The sequence below is a fragment of the Oscillochloris sp. ZM17-4 genome (genome assembly GCF_019599295.1).
Lineage (GTDB): Bacteria > Chloroflexota > Chloroflexia > Chloroflexales > Chloroflexaceae > Oscillochloris.
Map to the genome: position 1 here is coordinate 104,054 of NZ_JAIEWN010000002.1, position 25,190 is coordinate 129,243.

Annotated in this window: 20 protein-coding genes; 5 read left to right on the plus strand and 15 right to left on the minus strand. The window is 65.4% G+C overall.

Annotated features, from left to right (window positions below):
* The 9 genes from K2Z83_RS02350 to K2Z83_RS02390 all read right to left on the minus strand — a co-directional run.
* Positions 1-1,572, minus strand: a 1,572-nt coding sequence (locus K2Z83_RS02350; protein WP_370650034.1) for an LON peptidase substrate-binding domain-containing protein, incomplete at its 3' end; no start/stop codon positions are given.
* Between the two features lie 161 nt (positions 1,573-1,733).
* The gene (locus K2Z83_RS02355; protein ID WP_220593586.1) at positions 1,734-3,590 is read right to left on the minus strand and encodes an ABC transporter ATP-binding protein; all 1,857 of its coding nucleotides are present in this window, start codon (positions 3,588-3,590) and stop codon (positions 1,734-1,736) included.
* A gap of 103 nt (positions 3,591-3,693) precedes the next feature.
* Complete coding sequence (locus K2Z83_RS02360) at positions 3,694-4,203, minus strand: MarR family winged helix-turn-helix transcriptional regulator (RefSeq protein ID WP_220593587.1); 510 nt, start codon at positions 4,201-4,203, stop codon at positions 3,694-3,696.
* A 480-nt stretch (positions 4,204-4,683) separates the two neighbouring features.
* Positions 4,684-4,953: a type II toxin-antitoxin system Phd/YefM family antitoxin gene (locus K2Z83_RS02365; protein ID WP_220593588.1), complete on the minus strand. Its 270-nt coding sequence runs from the start codon at positions 4,951-4,953 to the stop codon at positions 4,684-4,686.
* Between the two features lie 484 nt (positions 4,954-5,437).
* Positions 5,438-5,797 carry a response regulator gene (locus tag K2Z83_RS02370; RefSeq protein ID WP_220593589.1) on the minus strand — a complete coding sequence of 120 codons (360 nt, stop codon included), beginning with the start codon at positions 5,795-5,797 and terminating at the stop codon, positions 5,438-5,440.
* A gap of 98 nt (positions 5,798-5,895) precedes the next feature.
* Positions 5,896-7,332: a sensor histidine kinase KdpD gene (locus tag K2Z83_RS02375; protein ID WP_220593590.1), complete on the minus strand. Its 1,437-nt coding sequence runs from the start codon at positions 7,330-7,332 to the stop codon at positions 5,896-5,898.
* A gap of 138 nt (positions 7,333-7,470) precedes the next feature.
* A complete protein-coding gene (locus tag K2Z83_RS02380) occupies positions 7,471-8,208 on the minus strand; it encodes a hypothetical protein (RefSeq protein WP_220593591.1) in 738 nt (245 codons plus the stop codon).
* A gap of 66 nt (positions 8,209-8,274) precedes the next feature.
* Positions 8,275-9,906, minus strand: a complete 1,632-nt coding sequence (locus K2Z83_RS02385; protein WP_220593592.1) for a VWA domain-containing protein — start codon at positions 9,904-9,906, stop codon at positions 8,275-8,277.
* Positions 9,907-10,010: 104 nt separating this feature from the next.
* Positions 10,011-10,976 (minus strand): extracellular solute-binding protein, encoded by a 966-nt coding sequence (locus K2Z83_RS02390; protein ID WP_220593593.1) that lies wholly within the window; start codon positions 10,974-10,976, stop codon positions 10,011-10,013.
* A gap of 544 nt (positions 10,977-11,520) precedes the next feature.
* Between K2Z83_RS02390 and K2Z83_RS02395 the strand changes: the two genes are divergently transcribed.
* Positions 11,521-12,399, plus strand: a complete 879-nt coding sequence (locus tag K2Z83_RS02395; RefSeq protein WP_220593594.1) for a tyrosine-type recombinase/integrase — start codon at positions 11,521-11,523, stop codon at positions 12,397-12,399.
* A 636-nt stretch (positions 12,400-13,035) separates the two neighbouring features.
* Here the strand turns inward: K2Z83_RS02395 and K2Z83_RS02400 are convergent.
* Entirely contained in the window at positions 13,036-14,727 is a 1,692-nt protein-coding gene (locus K2Z83_RS02400) for an alpha-glucosidase (protein ID WP_220593595.1), read from the minus strand.
* A 282-nt stretch (positions 14,728-15,009) separates the two neighbouring features.
* Between K2Z83_RS02400 and K2Z83_RS02405 the strand changes: the two genes are divergently transcribed.
* The gene (locus K2Z83_RS02405; protein WP_255603160.1) at positions 15,010-15,435 is read left to right on the plus strand and encodes a hypothetical protein; all 426 of its coding nucleotides are present in this window, start codon (positions 15,010-15,012) and stop codon (positions 15,433-15,435) included.
* Between the two features lie 63 nt (positions 15,436-15,498).
* Here K2Z83_RS02405 and K2Z83_RS02410 read toward each other — a convergent pair whose 3' ends face one another.
* Positions 15,499-15,924, minus strand: a complete 426-nt coding sequence (locus K2Z83_RS02410) for a MarR family winged helix-turn-helix transcriptional regulator (RefSeq protein ID WP_255603161.1) — start codon at positions 15,922-15,924, stop codon at positions 15,499-15,501.
* 214 nt (positions 15,925-16,138) lie between these two features.
* Between K2Z83_RS02410 and K2Z83_RS02415 the strand changes: the two genes are divergently transcribed.
* The 3 genes from K2Z83_RS02415 (at position 16,139) to K2Z83_RS02425 (ending at position 17,784) form a co-directional block, all read left to right on the plus strand.
* Entirely contained in the window at positions 16,139-16,567 is a 429-nt protein-coding gene (locus tag K2Z83_RS02415; RefSeq protein WP_220593598.1) for a DUF4491 family protein, read from the plus strand.
* Positions 16,568-16,788: 221 nt separating this feature from the next.
* Entirely contained in the window at positions 16,789-17,124 is a 336-nt protein-coding gene (locus K2Z83_RS02420) for a DUF4491 family protein (protein ID WP_220593599.1), read from the plus strand.
* Positions 17,125-17,181: 57 nt separating this feature from the next.
* The gene (locus tag K2Z83_RS02425; protein WP_255603162.1) at positions 17,182-17,784 is read left to right on the plus strand and encodes a 5-formyltetrahydrofolate cyclo-ligase; all 603 of its coding nucleotides are present in this window, start codon (positions 17,182-17,184) and stop codon (positions 17,782-17,784) included.
* Positions 17,785-17,905: 121 nt separating this feature from the next.
* On the opposite strand, the gene K2Z83_RS02430 is transcribed toward K2Z83_RS02425, so the two are convergent.
* The 4 genes from K2Z83_RS02430 to recN form a co-directional block, all read right to left on the minus strand.
* A complete protein-coding gene (locus tag K2Z83_RS02430; protein ID WP_220593770.1) occupies positions 17,906-18,928 on the minus strand; it encodes an MraY family glycosyltransferase in 1,023 nt (340 codons plus the stop codon).
* A gap of 187 nt (positions 18,929-19,115) precedes the next feature.
* Complete coding sequence (locus K2Z83_RS02435) at positions 19,116-19,877, minus strand: SDR family NAD(P)-dependent oxidoreductase (protein ID WP_220593600.1); 762 nt, start codon at positions 19,875-19,877, stop codon at positions 19,116-19,118.
* Between the two features lie 24 nt (positions 19,878-19,901).
* Positions 19,902-23,231: a hypothetical protein gene (locus K2Z83_RS02440; protein WP_220593601.1), complete on the minus strand. Its 3,330-nt coding sequence runs from the start codon at positions 23,229-23,231 to the stop codon at positions 19,902-19,904.
* A 143-nt stretch (positions 23,232-23,374) separates the two neighbouring features.
* Complete coding sequence (gene recN / locus K2Z83_RS02445; RefSeq protein WP_220593602.1) at positions 23,375-25,141, minus strand: DNA repair protein RecN; 1,767 nt, start codon at positions 25,139-25,141, stop codon at positions 23,375-23,377.
* Positions 25,142-25,190: the final 49 nt, after the last annotated feature.

Consider the following 25,190-nt stretch of genomic DNA (forward strand, 5'->3'; position numbering starts at 1 on the left):
CTCCAGCTGCTCGGGCTTGAGCCCGTGGAACTCGCGCTGCTTGGGCACCAGGAAGCCGCGGGCGATGCCGAGCTTCTCATCCTCGGTGTAGCCGCCGATCTCAATGATCTCCATGCGGTCGCGCAGCGGGCTGGGGATAGGCTCCAGCTGGTTGGCGGTGGCGATGAAGATCACCTTGCTCAGGTCGAAGGGGATCTCCAGGTAGTGGTCGCTGAAGGTGCTGTTCTGCTCGGGGTCGAGCACCTCAAGCAGGGCCGAGGTCGGGTCGCCGCGGAAGTCGGTGCCGACCTTGTCCACCTCGTCGAGGATGTAGACCGGGCTGTTGGACTTGACGCTCTTCATGCCCTGGATGACCCGGCCGGGCATCGCGCCGATATAGGTGCGGCGGTGGCCGCGGATCTCGGCCTCATCGCGCACGCCGCCGAGGCTGGTGCGGATGAACTGGCGGTCGAGGGCGCGGGCGATGCTGCGGCCGAGGCTGGTCTTGCCGACGCCGGGGGGGCCGACGAAGCAGAGGATGGGGCTGCGCATCTTATTGCCGGCCAGCTTGCGCACGGCCAGGAACTCCAGGATGCGCTCCTTGACCCGCTCCAGGCCGAAGTGATCCTCATCGAGCACCTTCTGGGCCTCGGCGATGCTGATCGCGGCGTGCTCCTCCTCGGCCCAGGGCAGGTTGAGGATCCAGTCCAGGTAGGTGCGGATGACGCCGGCCTCGGGGCTGTTCATGCCCTGCTGGGCCAGGCGCTTGATCTCGTGGAGGGCCTGGTTCTTCACATAGTCGGGTGCGGTCAGCTCGGCCACCTTGCGGCGCAGCTCATCGATCGGGTCGTCGCTCTCATCGTCCTCGCCCAGCTCGCGGCGGATGACCCGCATCTGCTCGCGCAGGAAGTACTCGCGCTGGCTCTGGTCGAGCACCTCCTTGGTGTCCTGCTGGATCTTGGCGCGCAGCTTGAGCAGCTCAAGCTGGCGGGCAAGGACCATGTTCGCCTTACGCAGGCGGTCGACCGGGTCGAGGGTGTTCAGCACCTCCAGGCGGTCCTTGAAGTCGAAGGCCGGCCCCCAGGTGACGATATCGGCCAGGTGGCCAGGGCGCTCGATGCGATGGACGAACTGCACCGCCTCCTGGGGCACCTCGCCCAGGTGATCGACGAACTCGTCCACCTGCTGCTTGACCGTCTCCATAAGCGCCTGGATCTCCATGCCGTCATCATCGACGTCGAAGACCGGCAGGCAGCGCACACGGTAGAAGGGCTGGATCTGCACGGCGCTGCGGATGCTGGCGCGGTGCATGCCCTCCAGGATGACACGGGCGGTGCCGTCGGGGAGCTTGGCGAACTCCTCCAGGCGCGCGATCACGCCGGTGGGCGGGAGCTGCTGCGACTGGCTGCTCTTGTAGCCCTCCAGCTCGCTCTCGCGCACAAAGATCAGCAGCACCTCGTGGTCCTCGTCCCAGGCACGCTCCATCGCCCGGTACGACTTGCCCTGGGGCACCTGGAGCGGGATGGTCATGTGCGGCATGATCACCATCTCGCCGAGCACGACCAGCGGGAGCAGGCGCTCATCGCCGTCCATATCAGTCGATGGTATGCCGATACCATCCACGCCTGCGGCAGCGTCATCCATAGGTCGCATCTCATCATTCATGAAGCTGTGTCCTCACTTCGTCGGTATTGCAGATTGCAGATTGCAGATTGCAGATTGGAGGGTGCATATAACGCGTCTATAGGCTCTTGTCAGCTCAGCTCTGCGAGAAGTGGCATCAGGTCGCGATCCTCCTCGCGGAACTGCATACGATAGAGCCGTGCGTAGAGGCCGCCTCTGGCGATCAGCTCGGCGTGGGTGCCGAGCTCCTCAAGCTGCCCGCCGACGATCACCGCGATGCGGTCGGCGCGGCGCACGGTGCTGAGGCGGTGGGCGATCACGATGCTGGTTCGCCCGCGCATCAGGTGGTCGAGGGCGCCCTGGACGAGGCGCTCGCTCTCGCTGTCGAGGGCGCTGGTGGCCTCGTCTAGGATAAGGATGCGCGGATCCTTGAGGATGGCCCGCGCGATCGCGACGCGCTGGCGCTGCCCGCCGCTGAGCTTCACGCCGCGCTCGCCCACCAGGGTGTCGTAGCCGTCGGGCAGCGCGCTGATGAACTCGTGGGCGTTAGCGGCCTCGGCGGCGGCCCGCACCTCGGCGTCGCCGGCCTCCAGGCGGCCGTAGCGGATGTTATCGCGAACCGAACCGCTGAACAGCAGGGTCTCCTGGGGCACGATGCCGATCTGCTCGCGCAGCGAGCGCAGCTGCACATCGCGGACATCGCGCCCGTCCACCAGCACCCGCCCGCCCCGCACGTCGTAGAAGCGCGGGATCAGGTTGACGATCGTGCTCTTGCCGGCGCCGCTTGGGCCGACGAGGGCCAGCACCTCGCCGGGGGCGATATCGATGGTCAGGCTTTGGAGGACGGAGGCCGGAGGCTGGAGGCCGGAGGCCGGATCACTGCCTTCCATAGCAGTGTCATCGTCACCTGCCGCCTGCCGCCTGCCGCCTGCCACCTCATACCCAAAGGTCACATCCTCTAGCGTGACCCGTCCCTCAAGGCGGGGCAGAGCCGGGGCGTCGGGGGCGTCGGTGATCTCAGGGGCCATATCGATCAGCTCGAAGACGCGGGTGGTGGCGCCGAGGGCCTCCTGGAGCTGGCCGAACAGGCTGGAGAAGGTGGCCATCGCGCCGCCGATATTGCCCGCGTAGAGCATGAAGGCGATCAGGTCGCCGGGGCGCATCTGGCCGTCGAGCACCAGCCGGCCACCGAGCCAGAGCACGCCGACCATCACACCCCAGGCGGCGATGCTCACCAGGGGCTGGAAGATCGCCCGCACCCGCGCCCGGCGCATGGCCATGGCGAAGGTGGCCTCGACCGCGGCGCTAAATCGGCCCACCTCGTAGGGCTCGCGGGCGAAGGACTGCACCACCCGCACCCCGGCGACCGTCTCCTCAAGGACGCTCGACGACTCGGCCAGACGATCCTGCACCTGGGTCGAGATGCGGCGCAGCATGCGCCCAAAGACAATGCCGAGCACCGTCACGGCGGGCACCAGCAGCAGGGCCAGGGAGCTCAGCTGCCAGGAGACGGTGAGCATCAGCGCAATCGCGCCGATAAACTGCACGACGTTCTGGAGCAGCGTGGAGACATTGGTTGTCACCGTGGCCTGGAGCAGGGTGACATCATTGGTGATCCGGCTGGTGATCTCGCCGGTGCGCCGGTTGTTAAAAAAGCTGAGCGAGAGCGCCTGGAGGCGCGTGTAGGCCTGCACTCGCAGGTCGCTCACCACCCGCTCGCCCACAAAGGCCAGGGCGTAGGTCTGCACCAGGGTAAAGATCGCCTGGAAGGCGATCACCCCAATCAGCGCCAGCGCCACCTGGTTCAGGTGGAGCTGGGCGCCCTGATCGGTTATTGAGTTGACCATCTGGCCGACGGCGAGGGGGAGCAGCAGGCCGACGCTGGTGGCGAAGAGCATCGAGACGAGGGCACCGATCATCCACCAGCGGTAGGGCCGCACGTAGCCCAGGAGCCGCCGCCAGCTGACGCCGCGGGCGGCATTGAGCATTGAGCGTCGGGAATTGAGCAGGCGCCGAAAACCGCGCGCATCCCCCGCCACAGGATTCTCTATAGGATTATTGTTCTGCATGCTCAATGCTCAATGCCCAATTTCAAGCGATCCGCCCGCCCTCGCCGCGCTCGATCACCCGCACCATGCCGGAGAGCACCTGGTCAAGGATCTGCATAAAGGTATCGATCTCCTGCTCGCTCAGCTGGCCGAGGGCCATCTGCATTTGGTCGCGGCGGGCCTGGCGGATCTCGGAGATCAGCGCGATCCCGCGGGCGGTGACGACGACCATGACCTGGCGGCGGTCGCGCTCATGGCGGGTGCGCTCCACAAGCTGCTTCTCGGCGAGCCGGTCGACCACACCGGTGAGCGACGCGGCAGACTGGTGGGTCGCATCGGCGAGGTCTGACATCTTGCACTCCTCGCCGACCTGCTGGAGGTGGATGAGGGTGTAGAATTGCGGCAGGGTGATCCGAAAGCGCTCCTCATCGAGGAGCTGCATAAACTGGCGCTGAGCGAGCCAGCTGATCTGCATGATCGCTCGCTCGATCTCCTCAAGGGTGCTATGCGCGACCGCGCGCGCGGCCTGCGTTTCCTGATGGGCAGAGGTCATACCGCTGTCCTATCCTCACGGCCTTTGATATTTAACATCATTGAGTATATCATCCCTTAAGGATCATGACAAGGCACATGGGGGGGCAGGGCAAGGCTTCTGCACCGTCCTGGGCTTCGCCCCATACGCATCAACTTAAGCCCCAGCTTCTCGGAATTTCTTGTTGTTTTGGCCAACATGGCCAGCTTCGCTGGCCATGTTGGCCAAAACAACGTCGGGTTTTAGGGCGGTAGCCCTAAAGTTGATGCGTATGGGGCTTCGCCCCAAACCCAATAAAAAAAGTGGGGGCGGCTTCGCCGCCCCCGCACCAGGAGGTGAGGTTGCCGAGGCCCTGGGGGGCAGGGTATGACGGAGCGGGAGGGCGGCCACACAGGCCGAGGCGATTCGCGGGGAGGGCGGGGTTGCGCTGCCGATAGATAGGCACAGGCCCGGGCAACGCCCGGGCCTGGTGATCATCAGGAGCCTGTATGAGCCGGAGCGCTACGCTTCAACCTCAGGGGCAGCCTCAGCCTCCCCGAACTCAAGCTCGCCGCCCTCACCCTCAATCTGCTCAGCAAGTGCGCGCAGGGCGCTGAAGAGCTCAACATCGAGGATGACACCTGTCGGATAGCCCTTCTGCGTTACGATGATGGGCTGATGCTGCGCGCGTGACCGCTTGATCAGAGCGGCCAGCGATGATGCAGCTTTCGAGATCGGAACAACGCCCTGCTTGAGATCAACATCCAGAGTATACTTTTTGATATCCACCACAAGAGGCCTCCCTTTATCTAGGCGCACAATACGCCCGCATAGGCACCGAGCTACGGCTTCGATCCAGCAAACACCCAGGTGTGACGCCTTCGGCCTGATTACGTGTTATATGTGATATATGTAACAAATAATCAGGTATGGCCCTAGATTATAGCACAACTACGATGATATCAACACCCCAAAACAGCGCACAGGAAGGGCAGTTTTTATGCAAACACGCATCCCTAGAGAGCCCTCATCGTAGTCCACATCCACACTGGTCGTCGCCAGGATCCAACACCCTATACTCCATCCTATATTACCATTTTTTTACTATTTTGACCAGATGCTGCGAGACCAAAAACAGGTAGTTCCTATACCTTTTTTCTATACTTCAGTCGGTCTAAGGTATCTCACAAGCATATATAGGCCTACAAGAAAACTATCGGGTTCCAATGGCGCATATGATCCTTCACCAAGCCATTTAGCAGATCAGCGACTGAGCTCAGCGGCCGATCAGCTCGCGCACGGTTGTGAGCAGGCCGCTGAGATTACCATTCTTGGAGACATAGGCGCTAAACCCCTGAGACACAAACTCGCCGGAGGCGCGCTCAGTGCGCGCAGTATAGGCAACCACCGGGCACAGCACCCCCAGCGCACGCAGCTGATACAGCGTCTGGAGGCCATCCATGCTGGCCATATTGATATCAAGGATGATCACATCGGGCGGATTCAGCTCAGCAACCGCGAGCGCCTCGTGGCCGCTGTCAACCGAATAGACCTCGTAGCGCCCAACGTGCCGAAGCACACGCTCGATCATGGATCGAGCCGTGTAGACATCATCAACGAGCAGAATTTTTGCCATCTCACAACCCTCATTGTATGTCAGCGTTAGCGACGGGTGAAAGACATGGGTTCGGCGATACGACGATCCGAAGGGCTTCGTCGCTATGACTGAGGTGGCTATTGCTCGGGAGGCTTGCTCGCCGCCCCGTTCAGGGCGGGCTGAACACGCGGCAGGGTGAAGGAGAAGATACTCCCCTTGCCGAGCTCACTCTCAAGCCACATACGGCCGCCATGAAGCTCCACAAGCCAGCGACAGATCGAGAGCCCGAGCCCCGTCCCAGGATGCTGCTTGGCGTCGTGGCTCTCAACCTGCTCAAACTGGTTAAAGATACGGGTCTGGTCGGAGTCAGCGATGCCGATCCCGGTGTCGCGCACCCAGACGATCACCTCATAGTTCTCGGCCCGCGCGCCCACAGATATCTCGCCGACACTGGTGAACTTGCATGCATTCGAGACGAGGTTCAGGAGCACCTGGCGGACACGGACATCATCGACGAGGACGGTCGGCAGCGGGCTGACATACTCACGGCGGAGCAGCACCGGCCGATCCTTCAGCAGGCCGCTCGCCGTTCGCATCATCTCATCGAGGAGGGGCACGAGGGGCACCGCGGCCTTATTGAGCTCAAGGCGTCCAACCTCAACGCGGGCAAGGTCAAGAATATCGTTAATCAGGCCAAGGAGATGCTGGCCGCTGCGCCTGATCTCGGCGATATCTGCAGAGATCGCCTCAGAGATCGGCTCGCCATCATACATCTCGGGGTGGTCAATCATCGCGCTGCTAAAGCCAATGATAATGTTGAGCGGCGTGCGCAGCTCGTGCGACATCGTGGCCATAAAGCTCGCCTTCGAGCGATAGGCCGCCTCTGCCTCGGCGCGGGCCGTCTCAAGATCGAGGGTCAGCTTATAGAGGCGGTCGTTGAGCTGATCGCGCTCGCGCAGGGTGCGCTCAAGGTCGGCCTGGGTGGCGCGCAGCAGCTGCTCGCGCCGCTCGGACTTGCTGGATGTCTCGAGCGCCCAGCCGATCGTACCATGGATCGCGTAGCCTGCCGCCCAGGTGAGCGCCGCGGCGCTGAGCAGGAGGGCCGTCATGCTCATGCCGACGGCGAGGCTCGGCCCGAGGTCGGCGCGCTCCTGGCCGACGATGCTGGGGAAGACCACCAGAACCATGAGGGTGCCAAGGGCGACGCGGGCGACGCGGATGGGGGCATCGGGGGCGATCAGGACGCCAGCGGCGATCACGCCGATGGCGGAGAGGTAGATCAGGGTGTTGTTGAGCAGGCCAAAGGGGATAATGCTACAGATCGGCAGGAGCGCCAGGGCGTAGGATATCACGACCCCGGCCGTGCGCAGCCGCCCGCGCTGGAAGAGCGAGCCGCTGGCCCATACGCTGGCGACGAGGGCGCCCGTGATGAGGTAGGGCGATATGCTCGCGCGCCACTGGGCGAGGAGCAGCAGGCCGAAGGACATGGCGGAGACAGCGCCGATCACCACGAGAAGCGGCGGAAGCACCTCGGAGGCGAGGCTCTCATCAGGGAGCGTATTGGTGCGGTGCATGGTGTGTGGTCGCTCTCGTGACGGCCACTCAGATGAGGGCCTGCGACATACTCATTGAGCCTACTATCACAAGATTGATCGTAGACACCGCCGCAGGTCATGTCAATACGCCTAGATTTCAGTTAGGTGAATATTTGGCTAGATACCAGTCATCGCGCTGTCGAGGACGCGCTGGAAGGCGTCCATATCCGCCTTGATATCGCGCAGCCGGTCGGCCACCTGCCCGCTCATCGAGCTGGCGGCCACGGCGTCGGCGGTGCGCAGTCGCACCGTCTCGGCCAGCACATTGTCGAGGCTGGCGTCGATGTTGGCGAGCTGGGCGTTGATCCGGCCAATGTAGGTCTCCAGATCGGCGGCGTTGCGCTGGCGATCTGCCAGGGCGCCACGGGTCTCCTGGAGCTGCTGGAGGGTGTAGGCGTCCCTCGTGTTGGCGATCTGGATGTCAATACCGTTGATCTGGTCCTGGAGCTGACGGGTGTTGGCGGTGGCGAGGTACTGCTCGATGATCTGGCCCTTGCTGGCCAGGTCGTGGGCCTCGGTCACCAGCTCGCGGCTCTGCGCGACGACCGGGCGCAGGGCGTTGGACAGGACAGCCGGAGCGGCGCCGACGGAGCGCTCGACCTCGCGCTGCGAGCGGTCGATCTCGCCGACGATGGCGCGGAAGGTGGGGCTGGTGAGCTTGGGCAGCGGCGCGGGGCGCGGCGCTGCCGCCGCCGCCAGGGCCGGGTCGCGGGCGGCCAGGGCCACGGCGGCGGCGTAGGCCAGCAGACCCAGCGGCAGCAGCCAGATTGTCACGGCGAGGCCAGCGGCGACCGAGGCCAGCAGGACGATGATGTGGAGCGGCCGGGTTGCGGCGATGGTGAGGTTATTATTCATAGGGTTGCGTAAGGGCGCAGCAGCGCGGCGCTGCTGCGCCCTTACATCTCGGTAGGAGACCCTTCGCTAGAAGTACCGGCTCAGGTTCTCGAAGATCTGGGCGATGTCGCCGGTGTCGCCGGCGACAACGATGGTGCGCGAGAACTCGGCGATCGCGTCGAGGATGGAGCGGTCGGCGTCAGCGCCGTAGGCCACCGGGAAGATGCTCACGCCGGTCTCATCGAAGCTTGCCTGGAGCTGGGCGATCGTGAGCCGGCTGGAGTTATCGGCCCCGTCGGAGAGCAGGACAATCGCCTTGATCCGCTCCTCGCCGGTGTCGGGCAGGGCGTCGAGGGAGTCGCGGGCCAGGGCGACGGCATCGAAGACGGCGGTCTTCCCGGAGGCGCGCATGTCGCCGATGGCCGTCTGGAGCGGGATGCGGTTATCGCTGAGCGCGGCCGGGGGCACCACCTCGGTCGCCGTGCTCGCGAAGGTAATCAGGCCGACGCGGTCGTCGGGGAGGATCCTGAGCAGGAAGCTCTCCAGGCCGGCCTTGGTCAGCTCCAGCTTATCGCCCTCCATCGAGCCAGAGGTGTCGACGACGAGCATAATATCGGCGCGCTTGCGATTGAGCGCCCAGGAGTTCTTCACGGCCACGATCACATCGGCCTTGGGCACCTCCAGGATGCTCTGCACACCCTGGGGCTGCACGCCGTAGGCCGGGCTGATCGGGTCGGCCAGCGGCACATTCACATTGGCCGGGCGGAAGCCGAAGCCCATCGCCAGGCGCTGGCTCTCGTCGGAGAGCAGGAAGTCGTAGAAGAGCTTGGCGGCCTGCTGCTCCTGGGCGCTGGCCGAGGACATGACGATGTAGGGGTCGTCGTGCCAGAAGGTGCCCTCCTTGGGGTAGATCGCGACCAGGGGTGTGGCCGGCGGATCGACCTTGTTGAAGTCGATCAGGGTGATCTCCTCCATGGGGAAGGCCGAGATATAGCTCATGCCGAACTTCTTCATGTTCTGGCTGAAGACGAGCGTGTTGTAGCCGTAGTGCTTGATGCCCTGTCCAAGGTCGCGGACGAACTGCTGAGACTGGGCGCTCTGGACATCGGCGGCGGTGAGGCCGCGCTGCTTGCCGGTGGCGGCGTAGAACTCGGCGATCAGGGTGCTGAGGGCGCTGGTGCTGATCTCGGGGTCGGTGTGGCCCCAGGAGAAGCGGCCCCACTCGGGGTGGCCGAACTTACCCCAGCCCTGCGGGTCCTGGATGAGGTCGAGCATATCGCCCCAGCCGATCGGCTTGTTGGGCCAGCCGAGGGCCTCGGCCATGGGCTGCCACATGCCGATCACCACCGGGGTGAGCACCAGGGGCTCGTTGGAGACGGCGACATTCTGGTTGCCAGTCTCCTGCCTAAGCACCTCAAGCCAGGTGCTGGCCGAGGGGCTCCAGACAGTCGGATTCAGGCTGCCGTTCTTGATCTCGGTGCGGGCGGCGCCAGAGGACTTGTTGACGCCCTCGACGAAGATGGGCTGGTCGCCAGCCTTGACGCTCTGGCTATTGAAGGTGGCGATGCGCTCGGTGAGCCAGCCCTCCTTCTCGGGGCTGTAGGCGATGCTGATGCGCAGGGCGTTTGAGGATGGGCCGCTGCCGCCGCCGATGTCGCCGCAGGAAGAGAGGATGCCGGCGGCCATGGCGAGCAGGAGCACAAGGGAGAGTCGTCGCATAAAAACCTCGCTCTTGTGGGGACAGGCGTTTGGATCGCGAAGGACGCGAAGCCGTGCGGAAGACGCGAACGCGATGGGCGCGAAGGACGCGAACAGTGATATGCTCAAGGCCGGGCCGCGCGCCAGGTGGCGACCAGGGCGTCGATCACGTCGCCGGGGGGCACGGCCACCTGGGGGGGGATGTCGAGCTGGATGCCCTGAGCGGCGTAGCGCCCGAAGGGGCTGGCAGGGTCGCCCGGATTGATCTGCACCTGCGGGCTGGCCGGGCGGAAGCCGTACTGGTCGAGCGCGAGCTGCTGCACCTCACGGGAGAGCAGGAAGTCACGGAACTGGCCGGCGGCCTGGCGCTGCTCGGGAGTGACCCAGGGCGCACGAAGCACGACGTAGGGGTGGTCGCTCAGGATGGTGGCCGGCGGGTAGAAGGTGCGCAGCCCGCCGTAGTTGCTAGCCGCCGGGCTGCCCATAGCCTCAATAGCCAGGTTCTCGTAGACGGCGACGAAGTCGTACTTGCTGGGGCCGAAGCGAAGCATGTCGGTCATCAGCGTGCCGGTGCTGTCATCGGGCGCTGGTACGGCCCGCTCGACGCCGGCGAGCCACTCGCGGAAGGCACCGTCCTGGGCCTGAGCCATGCTCAGGTTGCGTGCGTCGCTGTAGCCATAGGCGAGGAGCAGGAGGGTCTGGGCGCCGCTGTTGGAGGTCTCGGGGTTGGTGTGGCCGAAGCGGATACCGCCGTTAGCGGCGACGAGGGCGGATTGGATATCCTTCCAGAAGCTGCCGGAGGAGGCGTCCGCAATGGGCTGTGCGCGGTCGTCCCAGGCCAGCAGCACCAGGGGGGTGATCACCAGGGGCCGGGGGGCATCAGCGCCATCGCCGATGATCGCGCCGCCCTGCGTGGCGGCCCATGAGGTGCGCAGCCGCTCGATCTGCACCATGCTCGCGGGGCTCACGACGGTGGGTTGAGCGATCTCCGCTTCGAGTGCGGCCACCCGCGTAGGGAGTGCCGCCGCAGCGGCGTTACGGGCATTGCGCTCGAGCAGGGGCTCCAGGCGCTGCCGAATGATCTTGCGCATGGCAGCCACCTGATTACTCACGCGTAGCAACGCGTCATATGCGCGCTGGGGTTCAAGCACTACCTCGCTTCGCGAGAGACCAGCGGCATCATCGATCCAGTCGAGGTGCGAGATCAACAGTTCGGTAACCTCTCGACCGCCGCGCGTCTTTGTCATAGCCTCCTCTACGCTCCTATCTAAACACGCTCGATTTCGCTCCTATTCCAGCAGTGCTTCCAGTTCCTAAAGCGTTATAATTGTCGAATGGCGATGATTGGGAAACCAGCTGCGTACATTGAGAAGGAAAAGCCGCCTTGTTCGATTGTCGAGTGGAGTGTCGTAGTCATTAATGGCCTTACAGAGGGCCGCGGGCTGCAAGATCAGACCAAGCCATGTCAAGCGAGGAGGCTCGTTTCTCCATATCGGAGTCGTATCTAATATGGATATGACGGATACTGCTCATACAGGTGGCTGAAGCAGTTAGTGGAGTGGCAGCGTTAGTGAATACGAATCGCTACCCTCAACGAGGCACCGCATGTGGCGGTGCTAGAAATTGAGGGAGACGATGGCACAGGTACGAGACCTGCTGGAGGACTTCGCGGCCGACCGACGGGGCGACGGGCAGCGACCAAATGGGCTGAAGGCGTACGTGAAGCGACTGAGGGCATTCGACGCGTGGCTTAATGGGAAGCCAGTTGATCAGCTCAGCTGGGTCGTCATCACTGACTACCGCAACGAGATGGCGCAGCGATGCGCCATCCCCACCGTCGAGACAGCGATGGTAACGATCCGGGCGTTCTGTCGCTGGGCGGTTCGGCGTGGGCACTTGAGCGAGGACGTGAGCGCGGAGGTGAAGGTTCCGCGTCGCCCTCCGGCGCTGCCGAAGCCGCTCGATGCTGATGAACTGGCCGCGCTGTGGCGCGTCCTGGCCGACGATGACACGTTGAGTGATCACGATCGCTGGATCATCCGGCGCAACCGCTTGGTGGTGTGTTTGATGTACTATGCCGGCCTGCGACTCAGCGAGGTAGCCCGGCTGCGCCACAAGGTGTGCTCGCAGCGGACACGCACCATCACGATCTACGACAGCAAGAGCGGCGACCGCACCGTGCCGATGCACGATGATCTTGCCGATGAGCTCGCCAACTGGACATCCAACAAGCGCGAGTCGCCGGTCGTGTTGAGCTGGCGTGGCGGTGGCATTACCTCAGGCGGCATCGCCCACATCTTCGAGGTTTGGCTCCCCAAGCGCGGGATTGTGATCTCAGCGCACCGCCTGCGGCACTCGTTTGCGACCGAATTCCTAAGGGCGACCAAGGACATCCGCGGGCTTCAGGTTCTCATGGGGCACCGCTCGCTGGAGACGACCCAGATTTACACCAAGGTCGTCGCTGACGAGCAGCGGGCGAACATCGCCAAGCTGCCGCGCCTGGCGACCTTCTAGGATCTGAGGGCAAAAAAGCGCCCCTACTTTATCAGTAGGGGCGCGTAATGGTAGGGCGCATGCGTTTATAGATCTGGTGAAGAAAAAATACGGAACTCCCGCCGTCCCCACCAAATTGCACCTGGTGCTGAGGCCGGGTGAGGGTTGAAACCCGCCGTCCCCACCAGCAGAATATGCTGCACGGTTAGTTGTTAAGGTACTGTCGCAGCCCGCTACCGTGACGTTTCACAATGTCACGGTGGCGGGCTGCGATGTGTTCTATAGAAGCCGGCGATCCGCGAGGGGTCAGCCGGTGGGATCTTGAGGCGTCTGAGTTAGGCTGCAAAGCCGGCTAATATCAAATCTTGAGTGACACCGTGCATCCTGTCACACTGAGCGAAGCGAAGGGTCTTCCCATCCACGCGACTGGAAGATGCTTCGCTGCGCTCCGCATGACATGCCCACGGTCTTGCCAGATTTGATATAACTCAGTCGCCTGTCTGTTGTGAGGAAGCCTGGCAGTCGCCCCCGCTCATTGCACGATATGCCCCCATCTACATGTCTTTTTGGCAGTGACAAACAAGCGTATCGATAGGCGCAGGAGCCGTATGGTATATGGGAGAGCGTCGCTCTCCCACGCCCTCACCATGCACAGAGCTAGTGCAGCAGGTACACCCGCGCCTCGTAGGGCCGCAGCGTCAGCAGGCGGATCTCCTCAGCCTCGTCCACAGGGTAGTTACCGATCAGCGGCGCGGCCCGCTCAAAGCTGATCGTCGGCGGCAGCGCGAAGGCCGGCCTATCGGCGCTGAAGTTGGTGATCACCAGCAGGCGCGTGTCGCCCAGGGTGCGCAGATAGGCGTAGATCTGGGGGTGCGCCTCCAGGAGCGGCGCGTAGTCGCCGTGGACGATCACCGGGTGGGCCTTGCGCAGCTGGATGAGGCGCCGGTAGTAGTGGAAGACCGAGTCCGGGTCGGCCATCGCCTGGGCCGCGTTCACCTGAGGGTAGTTCGGGTTGAGCTTGAGCCACGGCGTGCCGCTGGTGAACCCGGCGTTCGGGCTGGCGTCCCACTGCATCGGCGTGCGGGCGTTGTCGCGGCCCTTCACGTAGATCCGGGCCATCGCGTCCTCGTGGGACATCCCGTAGCGCTCGGTCATCTCGCGGTAGGCGTTGAGAGTCTCGAGATCGTTATAGTCGTCGATCGACGGGAAGCGCACGTTGGTCATGCCCAGCTCCTCGCCCTGGTAGATATAGGGCGTGCCCTGGAGCATGTGCAGGAAGGTGCCGAGCATCTTGGCCGACTCCACCCGGTACCGGCCATCGTCCCCGAAGCGTGAGACCGGTCGGGGCTGGTCGTGGTTCGAGAGGTAGAGGCTATTCCAGCCCCTGCCGTGCAGATCGTGCTGCCAGCGCGACATCGAGCGCTTGAGGTCGCCCAGGTCGAGCGGGCGGACCGCCCACTTGCCCAGGGCGCTGCCTGGCTCGGCGTCGAGGTCCACATGCTCGAACTGGAAGACCATGTTCAGTGAGCCGTGCGCCTCATTTGTTATGTCAACACCATGCGCCGTCGTCGCCCCAGGCGTCTCGCCGACCGTGAGCACATCGTAGCGGTCGAGCACCTCGCGCTTCATCTCGCCGAGGAACTCCAGCAGGCGCGGGCCGTGGAAGACGGAGGCGCCGGGCGACTGGTAGGGAGCCTCGTTGGCGACCGGCCCATCGGGCAGGCCGGGTGCCTTCGAGATCAGGTTGATCACATCCATGCGGAAGCCGTCGATGCCCTTGTCGAGCCACCAGCGCATCATCGTATAGATCTCGGCGCGCAGCGTAGGGTGCTCCCAGTTCAGGTCGGGCTGCTTCTTCGAGAAGAGGTGCAGGAAGTACTCGCCGGTCGTCTCGTCGTACTGCCAGGCCGAGCCGCTAAAGAAGGAGCCCCAGTTGTTCGGCTCCCGGCCGCCCTTGCCCGACCGCCAGATGTAGTAGTCGCGATAGGGGCTCTCCTTCGAGCTGCGCGACTCGACGAACCAGGGGTGCTCATCGGAGCTGTGGTTGACCACCAGGTCCATCACCAGCCTCAGCCCGCAGGCGTGCATCGCGGCCAGCAGCTCATCGAAGTCGGCCATCGTGCCGAACTCGGCCATAATCGCCTGGTAGTCGCTGATATCATAGCCGTTATCGTCGTTGGGCGACTGATAGACCGGCGAGAGCCAGATCACATCGACGCCCAGCTCCTTCAGATAGTCGAGCTTGCCGATGATCCCGCGCAGGTCGCCGATCCCGTCGCCGTTGCTGTCCGCGAAGCTGCGCGGGTAGATCTGGTAGACCACGCTCTCTTTCCACCATGCAGTACGCATTGAGTCGCTCCTTATCATAGGGCACAGAGGGTAGTGACCCAATGTGAAATGGTGGTCATTCCGAGCGACGCGAGGAATCCCGGCCGGGGCTCTTCGCTTCGCGCAGGGTGACATTCGAGATAGATCCACTACCGGCACAGGGTACAGGATACAACAGGGTAGAGCATGCAGGCGCAGCTAACTAGCGTGACTGACAAGAATTAGCTATACTATATTCGCTAGACACCCCGAGGATCCAGAGCCAGTGTGGAGGTACGCGTGCTAACGCCCGAAGAACTGCCGATGAGCAGCGAAAATATCAGCCAGCGCGAGTATGAGCTGCTCCACCGCGAGCTCGGCGAGGCCCACGCGCAGAACCGCAGCCTGCGCCGCCAGCTTGAGAAGGCCCTGGCCGCCGTCACCGAGTCGCAGCGCGCCCACGCGAAGATGGTGGCCACGCTGACCGAGACGATGCGTGAGAACACCGTGCTTACGAACGACCGCGATATGTGGCGGCACCGGGCGCAGCGCATGGACGCCGGCCTATCCGCCGACCCGGACAGCACCGCCGCCCCGATCGATATCAGCGCGCTCGCCGGCCAGCTCAGCGAGGATGAGGTGAACGCTATCCGCAAGGCCATGGCGCGCATCCACCACCCCGATGTCGGCGGGAACCCGGAGCGCATGAAGGCCTGGAACGCGGCCCTCGATCGACTCGGGCGCGACTAGCAGCGAGGAGCGGTCAGGCAGGACTGGGATCGCGGTCACGACTGACCGCCCCTTTTTGTGGTGCTAGCCCTCCTCGCTCAGATCAGCCCGCAGCCCAGCCTGAAGCTTCTCGAGGAGCCCGTGGAGGCGCGTCTGCTCATCGGCCGAGAGGCAGGACATCCGCCGCTCGACGGCCGCGCCGTGCAGCGCGATCGCTTGGGTGCGCACCGCATCGCCCTTCGGGGTGAGCAGCAGCCGCTGCGCCCGGCGGTCGAGCGGGTCCGGCGTGCGGATCACCAGGCCGTCGGCCTCGAGCCGGTCGACCAGGCGGGTGATCGTGCTCTTCACACAGAGCAGCTCCGCACCGACGTCGGTGAGCCTGCGGCCCTGCTCTGGGTTGAGCTGCTGGAGCACTGAGAACTCAAGCGGCGCGAGCTGGGTCGCCCCCAGCGCGCGGCGGTCGCCGTCATCGAGGAGAACGTAGATCTCATGAATAAGGCGATGTTGCATGTATGCGAGTGCCTGTGTGTCCATTGGCATGATGTACAAATGAGAGATAGAAGCAACTATTGCTTGTGCAAGCGGTTGGCTGATTATAGAACGCTCCCAAAGGAGAGTCAAGTTGACGCCGCTGCTCCTTGCTTGTAGAATACGATACAAGTACATAGATTTACATAGATTTGTCTACATTCGCACATCACATCAGCGGAAAGGACCCGCGACCATGCTGCAACTCACCGGCCTCTGGATGGCCATAGCGACCTTCCTTGGCATCTGGTGGGGCCATGTTGGAGTACGCTGGCTCGAAGCCCGCAGCGCCGACGTGCGCCGGCCGGCGCTGGCCCTGATCAGCATCGGGATTGGGCTCAATCTCTACAGCCTGTTCGCGCCCAGCCTGACGATCGCCGGCGTGTGTAGCATCATCGGCATCACCCTGCTCTGGGACGCATTCGAGCTCTATCGCCAGCAGCGGCGGGTGATCAAGGGCCACGCCCCGGCCAACCCGGCCAACCCGCGCCACGCCGCCTATCTGGCCGCGCCCGACAGCCACGCCACCACCGCAGATCTGCTCAAGCGCGAGCCGTCCGACCCGACAGGCTTCGGCGGCACACAGATGTCAGGCGGGATCGGCCACACCGCCAGCAGCGACTAATGGCTATACCGCAGAAGGAATGCGGTGAGATCTCTGTCATGCTGAGCGCAGCGAAGCATCTACCAGTGTTGCGTGGGCAGACCCTTCGCTTCGCTCAGGGTGACATGGGGAGGTGGCTTCCTGAGTGACCGCGTTACGTATGCTCCATTGCGATTAATGTAAAATGAACCAATTGGAGGGAAGGCTCGCGAGCCTTCCCTGCATATACTATGGGAGAAACGATGAGTCTCGCAGGCATTACCCTGGGCCTCTTCAGCTTCGGCATCATCGGGTTCGGATTCTTCTGGGTGATCCGCACCGAGTATCACCTGGGCTACCTCTGGTGGCCCTTCCCGCTGCTCCTCGGACTCGCGCTGATCGCGGGGTCGCTGTTTGTCGGCGACGCCGGCTGGTCCGCGCTGCTGGGGATCGCCGGGGCCTCCTTCGTGTGGGGCGCGACTGAGCTGAAGGAGCAGGCGGTGCGCGCCGACCTCGGCTGGTTCAGGCGCAACCCCGGCCGCAAGCCCGCGCCGCCCCTGGTCGATCTGATCAAGCGAGTCGGCGCGCCACACCTGTAGGGCCTCAGGCCGGCAAAGCAGCCCTAAGCACACGGGTCATATGCAACAGGGGGCCACATGGATGACACGCGCACGGATGGCACCGACACAAAGGCCCAGAAGCGCATGCTGCGCCCCGAGCTGATCGTCCGCCGCGGCCAGATCAGCGACCGGGAGTCCCGCAGCGCGGCCATCCGCGAGCAGATCATCGACCTACCGGCCTTCCAGCGCGCCCGCGCCATCCACTGCTACCTGTCGATCAACACCGAGGTGGAAACCCACCTGCTGATCGCCGCAGCCCTTGAGCAGGGCAAGGCGGTGGCGGTGCCGGTGATCGGCGCCGACCGGCGCATGAGCCACTCCTGGATCCGCGACATCGACCCGGCCGACTTCACCGAGGGCATCCTCGGCACGCTCAGCCCGCGCGCGCTCCGGCCTGCCCTGCCCGGCGACTGGGATCTGACGATCGTGCCACTGCTCGGCTTCGACCGCCAGGGCTACCGGATCGGCTACGGCAAGGGCTACTACGACCGGCTGCTCGCCGCCTCACCCACCTTCGCGATCGGGGTGGCCTTCGCCGCCCAGGAGCTGTCCGACCTGCCCCACGCCGAGCACGATATGCGCCTCGACGCCATCGTCACCGAGGGCGAGATCATCGCCCTGCGGGCGCTGCCGGGGTGATAGGCCACCCGCCCCCTGCGGACACCACCCCGGCAGGTGGTAGGGCCGAAGCATCGCCCGCGCATGGCCGAGCTACACGGTATGCATGGCGGCGATGCTTCGGCCCTACTATCTCGCCGGTTCATGCGCCGCGCAGATTGCCCCCCGGGCACACCCGCTCAAGCCAGACGATCGCGGCGACTCCGGCGGCGGCCAGGGCGCCGGCCACCAGGTAGGCCTCGTGGAGTCGGGCCTGGGTGAGATAGACGCCGACCAGGCCGCAGGCCCCGGCGATCAGATAGCAGGTCAGCACCGCCTCGCGCTTGCTCAGGCCCAGGGCGGCCAGCCGGTGCGAGAGGTGGTCCTTCCCTGCGGTGGTGAAGGGGTTGACCCGCCGGCGCAGCCGTGAGACGAAGACGAGCGACGTGTCGAGGATGGGCAGGGCCAGCACGCAGAGCGGCACCATCCAGGTGACGGCCGGCGTGTTGCCCAGGAAGCGCAGCTTCACCGCCAGGGCGGCCAGGATGAAGCCGATGAAGAGGCTGCCCGTGTCGCCCATGAAGATCGTCGCCGGGTTCAGGTTGTAGCGCAGGAAGCCGACGCAGCCGCCGATCAGGGCGGCCGCCATGGCCCCAACCAGCACCTGGCGCGGCTCGTTCATGGCCGCCAGCAGCAGGAAGAATGCCGCCGCGATCGTGGCCACCCCCCCCGAGAGGCCGTCCATGTTGTCGAGCAGGTTCAGGGCGTTGGTGATCCCCACCACCCAGACCAGCGTGATCGCCCAGTTCAGCCATGCCTGCTCGAAGAGCTGCACCTGCGTGCCGCCCAGCAGCAGCACCAGTCCTGCCAGGGCCTGCCCGCCCATCTTCACCGAGGCCCGCAGCCCCCAGCGGTCGTCGGCCAGCCCGAAGAGCGAGATCAGCGTGGCCCCCACCAGGATGGCCACCAGCTCACGGATGTAGCGCTGGTCGCCGAAGGCCAGCAGGGCCACCACAAACCCGCCGTAGATCGCCGCGCCGCCCAGCAGCGGAACCGGCGAGAGGTGGACATCCCGCGAGCGCGGCACGGCCACCACCCCCACACGCAGCGCCGCCCGGCGGGCCAGCGGCGTCGCCACGATCGAGAAGGTCAGGGCGACGAGGAGGATGAGGGCGATCTGGATCATAATGTTGAATGTTGAATGTTGAATGTTGAATGCTGAATGGGTGGCATTCAACATTCAACATTCAACATTCAGCATTCATAGGATTAGGCAAGGTTCAAACTAGCTTGACAGTTTGGTGGCACCCATCGCTTGTTGATGCACACCACCTGTACCCTGTACCCTGTACCCTGTGCCCTGTACCCTTGTCTTAGCGCGTGCAGATCATGCCGCCGTCGACGACCAGGGTGGTGCCGTGGATGTAGCTGGCCTCATCGCTGCACAGGAACAGGATCGCGGGGGAGATATCCTCAGGCTGGCCGATCCGCCGCTTGGGGATGCGGTCGGTGAAGAACTTCTCCGCCGCCTCGTTGGAGAACATGCGCTGGGTCAGGTTCGTGACCACCATGCCCGGCGCGACGGCGTTGACGTTGATGTTGTAGCCGGTGACATCGACAGCGATGCCCTGGGTGAGCAGCTTGGCCGCGCCCTTGCTGGCGTTGTAGATGCTCTGGCCCTGGGCGGCGATCTCGCCCATCACTGAGGTGACGTTGACGATCTTGCCGTAGTTACGCTCCATCATGGCCGGCAGCACCGCCCGGCAGAAGAAGAAGGTGCCGCGCAGGTTGATGTCCATCACCCGGTCGTACTCGTCGTTCGACATCTTGGCGAAGGGCATATACTGGCCGGTGCCGGCGTTATTGACCAGGATATCGACCGCGCCGAAGCGCTCGCGCGCCGCATCGACGCAGCCCTCAACAGCCTCCTGGCTGCGCACATCGACGCGCATCGCCAGGCACTCGGCGCCCAGATCGGCCACGGCCTGGCGGGTCTCCTCTAGGCCATCGACATTGCGGTCGGCGCAGATCATCAGGCGGGCGCCCTCTCTGGCCAGGCTGATCGCCGTGGCCTTGCCGATCCCTGAGGAGGCTCCGGTAACAATGGCGACCTTGTTGTGGAAGCGTTGAGACATCGTGTATCCCCCTTTATAGCATTCTCAATTCGCACCTTGTGCGCGTTGCACCGTCTGGATGAGCTGCTGCACCTGGGTGGCCTGGTCATTCTGGCCAGAGGCCTGGAGCGTCGCGAGCATGCGGCTCGCCTCAGCGATAGCCTCATCGTAGCGCTTCGTGTCGCTGAGCACGATGGTGTAGTTGCGGCTGTACTCGGCGTTCGCGGGCTGGAGGGCGATGGCGCGCTTATAGGCATCCAGCGATCCAGGGACATCCCCGGCGCGCACGAAGAGCAGTCCCGTCGCCGCATGCAGCAGGGCGGCCTGGGCGCGCGCCGTGCGCGCGTCGGCCGCGCGGTCGGGGTTGGCCTCCAGGATCGCCAGGCGATCCTCGCTCTTCTGGGCCGCCTCGACAAAGGCGTCGCGCAGACGGCCGATCAGGTCAGGGTGGCCCGCCAGGCTGTCGGCGACCCGCTGGATACCGCTGGCGACATCCAGCGGCGAGCGGCTGATCGCCTGCACATAGGTATCGGTGGCCACGACAAGGTCGCCCCGGTCACGCGCGAGGTCGCCCAGGCGCATGTAGGTGTTGCCGAAGTGCGGGTCGAGCTCGGCAGAGTGGCGCAGCAGCTCGGCGGCCTGGTCGTAGTAGGACTGAGCCTGGGCGCTGTCGCCGGCGACCAGGGCATAGTCGCCAAGGGAGACCACGATCCCGGCCCGCTCATTGATCAGGGTCACGTCGTTGGGGGCGATCGGGGCGACCTGCTCGTACCAGCTGAGCGCGATCCGCAGGCGCTCGGGGTCGCGGGTGATGCCATACCAGTAGTTGTTCAGCCGGCCCAGGTTGGCGAAGTGGTCCTTGTTGAGCGGGTTCAGCTCGTGGGCTCTCAGGAGCACCGCCTCGGCGTAGCTCATCATGCCCAGGGTGCTGCCGCGCTGGATGAAGCTGGCGACCTCTGTGGGGCCGCTCAGGGCCAGCAGATTCTGCACGCTTGCCTTCGGATCAGGCTGCCCAAGATCGCCGCCCCGGGAGCGCAGGGCGTCGCCGGTGGTCATCAGGGCCCGCCCGAGGCTGAGGTAGTAGAAGTCCTCGCCGGGGCTGCTGCGCACCGTGCTGATATAGTCATCGAGCACCGTCACCAGCTGGTTCAGGTCGGTGCCGGCGCGGTCGCTGAGCCCCTGGGCCTCCTGGAAGCGCATGTCGGCGTAGACCGGGGCGATGTTCGCGGCCCAGGTGAACCAGAGGGCCACGGTCAGCAGGGCACCGTAGGCGATCAGGGCCGGGGCGCGGCCCTCGGCGCGGGCGCCGGGCCGAGGGCCGCCCCTGCTACGGCTGGCCCCTCCGCGGGCAGCCCCCCGACGGCCCGCCGGCGCGCCCTGGCGCTTGCGCTCCGGGGCGGCGGGGCTGACCAGCGGTTCAGCCCCCGCGTCGCCGGGCGCGGCTACCGGCTCGGGGCGCAGGCTCAGGCGGTAGTGCCCGTCGAGCGCCCCGCCGGACACCGTGATCGCCAGGGCCACCCAGAGCATCATCAGGGTCGCCACGATCGGGATGCCGGTGAGCCCCTCGACCACGTGGCAGACCACCAGGCTCAGGGTGGCGATAGAGAAGACCTGCCAGCGCCAGTCCTGGCTGCGCATCATCAGGCGGATCGCCAGCACGCCGAAGCTGATCAGCAGGAACAGGTAGCTCAGCAGGCCGGCCAGGCCCTTCGTCACCAGCTCATCGAGGATGGCCTGGTGCGAGCGATCCGGCGAGGCGCCGCGGGCCTCGATATCAGAGAGCGAGGGCGGGAAAAAGGGGTTGAAGGCGACGAACATGCTCTCGGGCCCCCAGCCGATGATGGCGCGCAGCGGGTTAGAGGTGATCAGGCCGATCGCCCCGCCGCCGTGGGCGTCGCCGGCCCAGATCAGCCGCCGCACCAGGCCGGTGCCGCTATCAACCTCCAGCAGCGTGCCCATACGCCCGAGGTAGGGCACCTCGCGCAGCTGCACGAAGACGGGCGCGTCCGAGAGGTTGAATGCCGCCAGGAAGACCGCCGCCAGCACGGTGACGCCGACCCAGCTGATCAGCAGGGCGCGCAGGCGGCCGGCGAGTCGGTCGGCGCCCTGGGCGCGGGCGCGGCGCAGCCCGACCCAGAGCAGCAGCGAGAAGAAGACAAACAGGCCGGCGCCGAGGCCGAGGAAGGGCCCGCGGCTCTGGGTGAACACCGTCGCCACCACCATCAGCACGGCCGCCGCGCCGCTGGCCGCCGCGCCGATGCTCAGGCTTAGGCGCGAGGGCTGGGCAGGGCGGGCCGGCAGGAAGAGGGCCAGGCCATAGCCGGCCACCCCGCAGCCGATGCTCACCAGCAGCCAGACCCACCAGTCCGCCGCGTTCGGCGCGTCCTGGAACGATGCCGAGGCCTGGATCCCGCCGGCGGCGGTGGTGGCGAACTGGGCGCCGAAGATGACCAGGAACACGAGCGTGAGCAGGCCCGGCCAGATCGGGATGCGCCCGCCCGATCGGTCGAAGTCGGTCGTGAGCAGCCACCAGAGCGCGGTGGCGCACATCACGGCGCTGGGGAAGACCCACCAGTAGCGAAAGTCGATCGTGCGTACGGCGGCGCCGAACTTGATCACCGAGAGCAGCATGAGCACGCCGCCGAGCAGCAGCAGCCCCTTAGCGAGCGCCCACAGCCAGTCGGCCCGGGGGCTATCGCTTGGCCGGGCCGCGCGGGCATCGCTGAGGCCGACGACAAGCCGGTAGAGGGCCAGCGGGGTGACCATGATCAGGTAGGCGGCGACAAAGATCGAGTTGCCGAGGGTCGAGGCCACGCGGGTGATCACATCGCCCTGCCAGGGCAGTGGGTCGAGCCGCAGATGCTGGAGCACCCCATAGCCGGCCGTCGTCACCCCAGAGATGATCGTGATCGTGACGATCCGCTCGATCTGGGCGCGGGTGCGCAGGGTGGTCAGGATCAGCACGAAGAGCAGGATGTAGGAGAGGTTGGTGTAGGTGCCCTGGAGCCGCTGGTAGGAGCCCCAGAAGCTCGTCCCCGGCACCACCGAGGTGGCCGTGGTGAGCAGAAAGACCAGCGCGTAGATCAGGGTCGGCAGGGCGAGCGGGATGGCCGTAAAGCGCCGCCAGATGCCGGGGCCGGCGGGCGGTTCGGCGGGCGGCGGGGCGCCGCCGCGGGCGTTGAGCAGCTCGATCGCGCGGATGAGCGCCATCGCTGAGGCGACCACCGCGAGCGAGCGCAGGGTGGTGGCCTTATCGGGCTCGAAGTGGCGGGCGGTGAAGAGGTTAAAGTAGATCGGGATGAGGGTGAGGGCGAGCACCCAGCAGGCCTCAATAATCCGCTCGCACCAGCGGCTAATCGTTGTCTCTCGTTGCATGTCTGATCAGATGGGGGTTGGGAGTTGGGGGCTAGGGGTTGGGGTTCGGCGAGCCAACCCCCAACCCCTAGCCCCCAACTCCGCACAGTAAAAGCGGGCAGGTGAGCTCCGCCTATTTCGACGCGACATTCCAGAACCCTGCCTTATACAGCCAGCTGCGGGTCGCGCTGCTGGCGCTTCCAGCCGCCGGCGCGGCCGATGATCTCGCGGGCGTTGGCCCGGCTATGCTCGCTGGGCGTGCCGTCGAGCATTGCGGCCAGCTCATCGACGCGCTGCTCATCGCCGAGCAGGCGCACGGCGGTGCGGGTGCGGTCGCTGCTGAACTCTTTGGAGATATGGTAGTGGGCGTCGGCGAAGGCGGCCACCTGGGGCAGGTGGGTGATGCAGACCACCTGGTGGTTGCTGGTGATCGCCCAGAGCTTCTGGCCGACCACCTGGCCGGCGCGGCCGCCCACGCCCACATCGATCTCGTCAAAGATCAGGGTGGGCACCTCATCGACCCGCGAGAGGATCGACTTGAGGGCCAGCAGCAGGCGGGCGCTCTCGCCGCCCGAGGCGACGCGGGCCAGCGGCTTGAGCGGCTCGCCCGGGTTCGGCGAGATCATAAATTCCACCTGGTCGATGCCGGTCTTGTCGAAGGCGACGGGGGCACCGTCAGGCACAGGCACGCCGGACTGGTCCTCGCCGCGCTCCATGCGCACGCTGAAGCGGATGTTAGGCATAGCCAGGTCGCCCATCGCGCCCTCGATCAGCTGGGCGAGCCGGTCGCCCACCGCCCTGCGGCGGGACGAGAGGCCGAGGGCGACGCGGGCCAACTCGGCGAGCTGGCTGGCCTCCTGGCGCTCCAGCCCAGCGATATGCTCGGCACTGTTGGCGAGCCGCTCGATCTCGGACTCGGCGCTGCCGGCGCGCTCAAGGATCTGGGCGATATCGCCGCCATACTTGCGCTGGAGCTCGCGCAGCACCGTGAGCCGGTCCTCGATCTGGTCGATCCGGTCGATCTCAAAGTCAAGGGTCAGCCGGTAGGAGCGCAGGGCGGCGGCGAGGTCCTCGGCCTGGTAGTGCAGGTCGCTGGCCTGGGCGGCCACCGGGCCGATGCTCGGGTCGAGGCGGGAGAGCTCATCGAGGGCGGCCGCGATCTGGGCGGTGGACTCGACCACCGGTCGGCCGGAGGGGCGGCCGCCTGTGCGGCCCTCATAGAGGCTGGCGTAGGCGTCGCTGGCCAGGCTGGTGATCCGGGCCGCGTTCTGCACCACCGCCCGCTCGCGCAGCAGCTCCTCCTCCTCGCCGGGGCGCAGCTTCGCCGCCGCCACATCCTCGATCAAAAAGCGCAGCTCCTCCATCCGCTCCTGTCGGCGCGCCTCGCTGCGGCGCAGCTCGGCCAGCTCCTCGCGGGTGCGGCGCAGCTGACTGGCGAGCTCGGCCACCTGCCCGCGCAGGGGCAGCAGCTCACCGAAGCGGTCGAGCATATCCAGGTGGGTGCGCGCGTTGAAGAGCGAGAGCCCCTCGTGCTGGCCGTGGATGTCGATCAGGCGGCCGCCCACCTCGCGCAGCACGCCGGTGGAGACCGCCCGCCCGTTGATCCGGGCCACGCTGCGCCCGCTCTCGGCGCTGATCTCGCGCGCCAGGATCACCTGGCTGTCATCCTCGTCGAGCAGGCCGTACTCCTGGAGCAGCGGCAGCACATGGGCGCTATCGTCGAGGCTAAAGACCCCCTCGATCCGTGCCCGGCTACACCCGGCGCGCACAAAGGTGACATCCGTCTTCTCTCCGCGCAGGGTGCCCAGCGCGTCGATGATGATCGATTTTCCGGCGCCCGTCTCGCCGGTGAGGACGTTAAAGCCCTCCTCGAGGCGTAGGTGCAGCCGATCAATGATCGCAAAGTCGCGAATCTGGAGCTCAAGTAGCATAGGGTGAGCGCACGAACATCTGAGCGGAAATCGACGCTATCTGCATTGT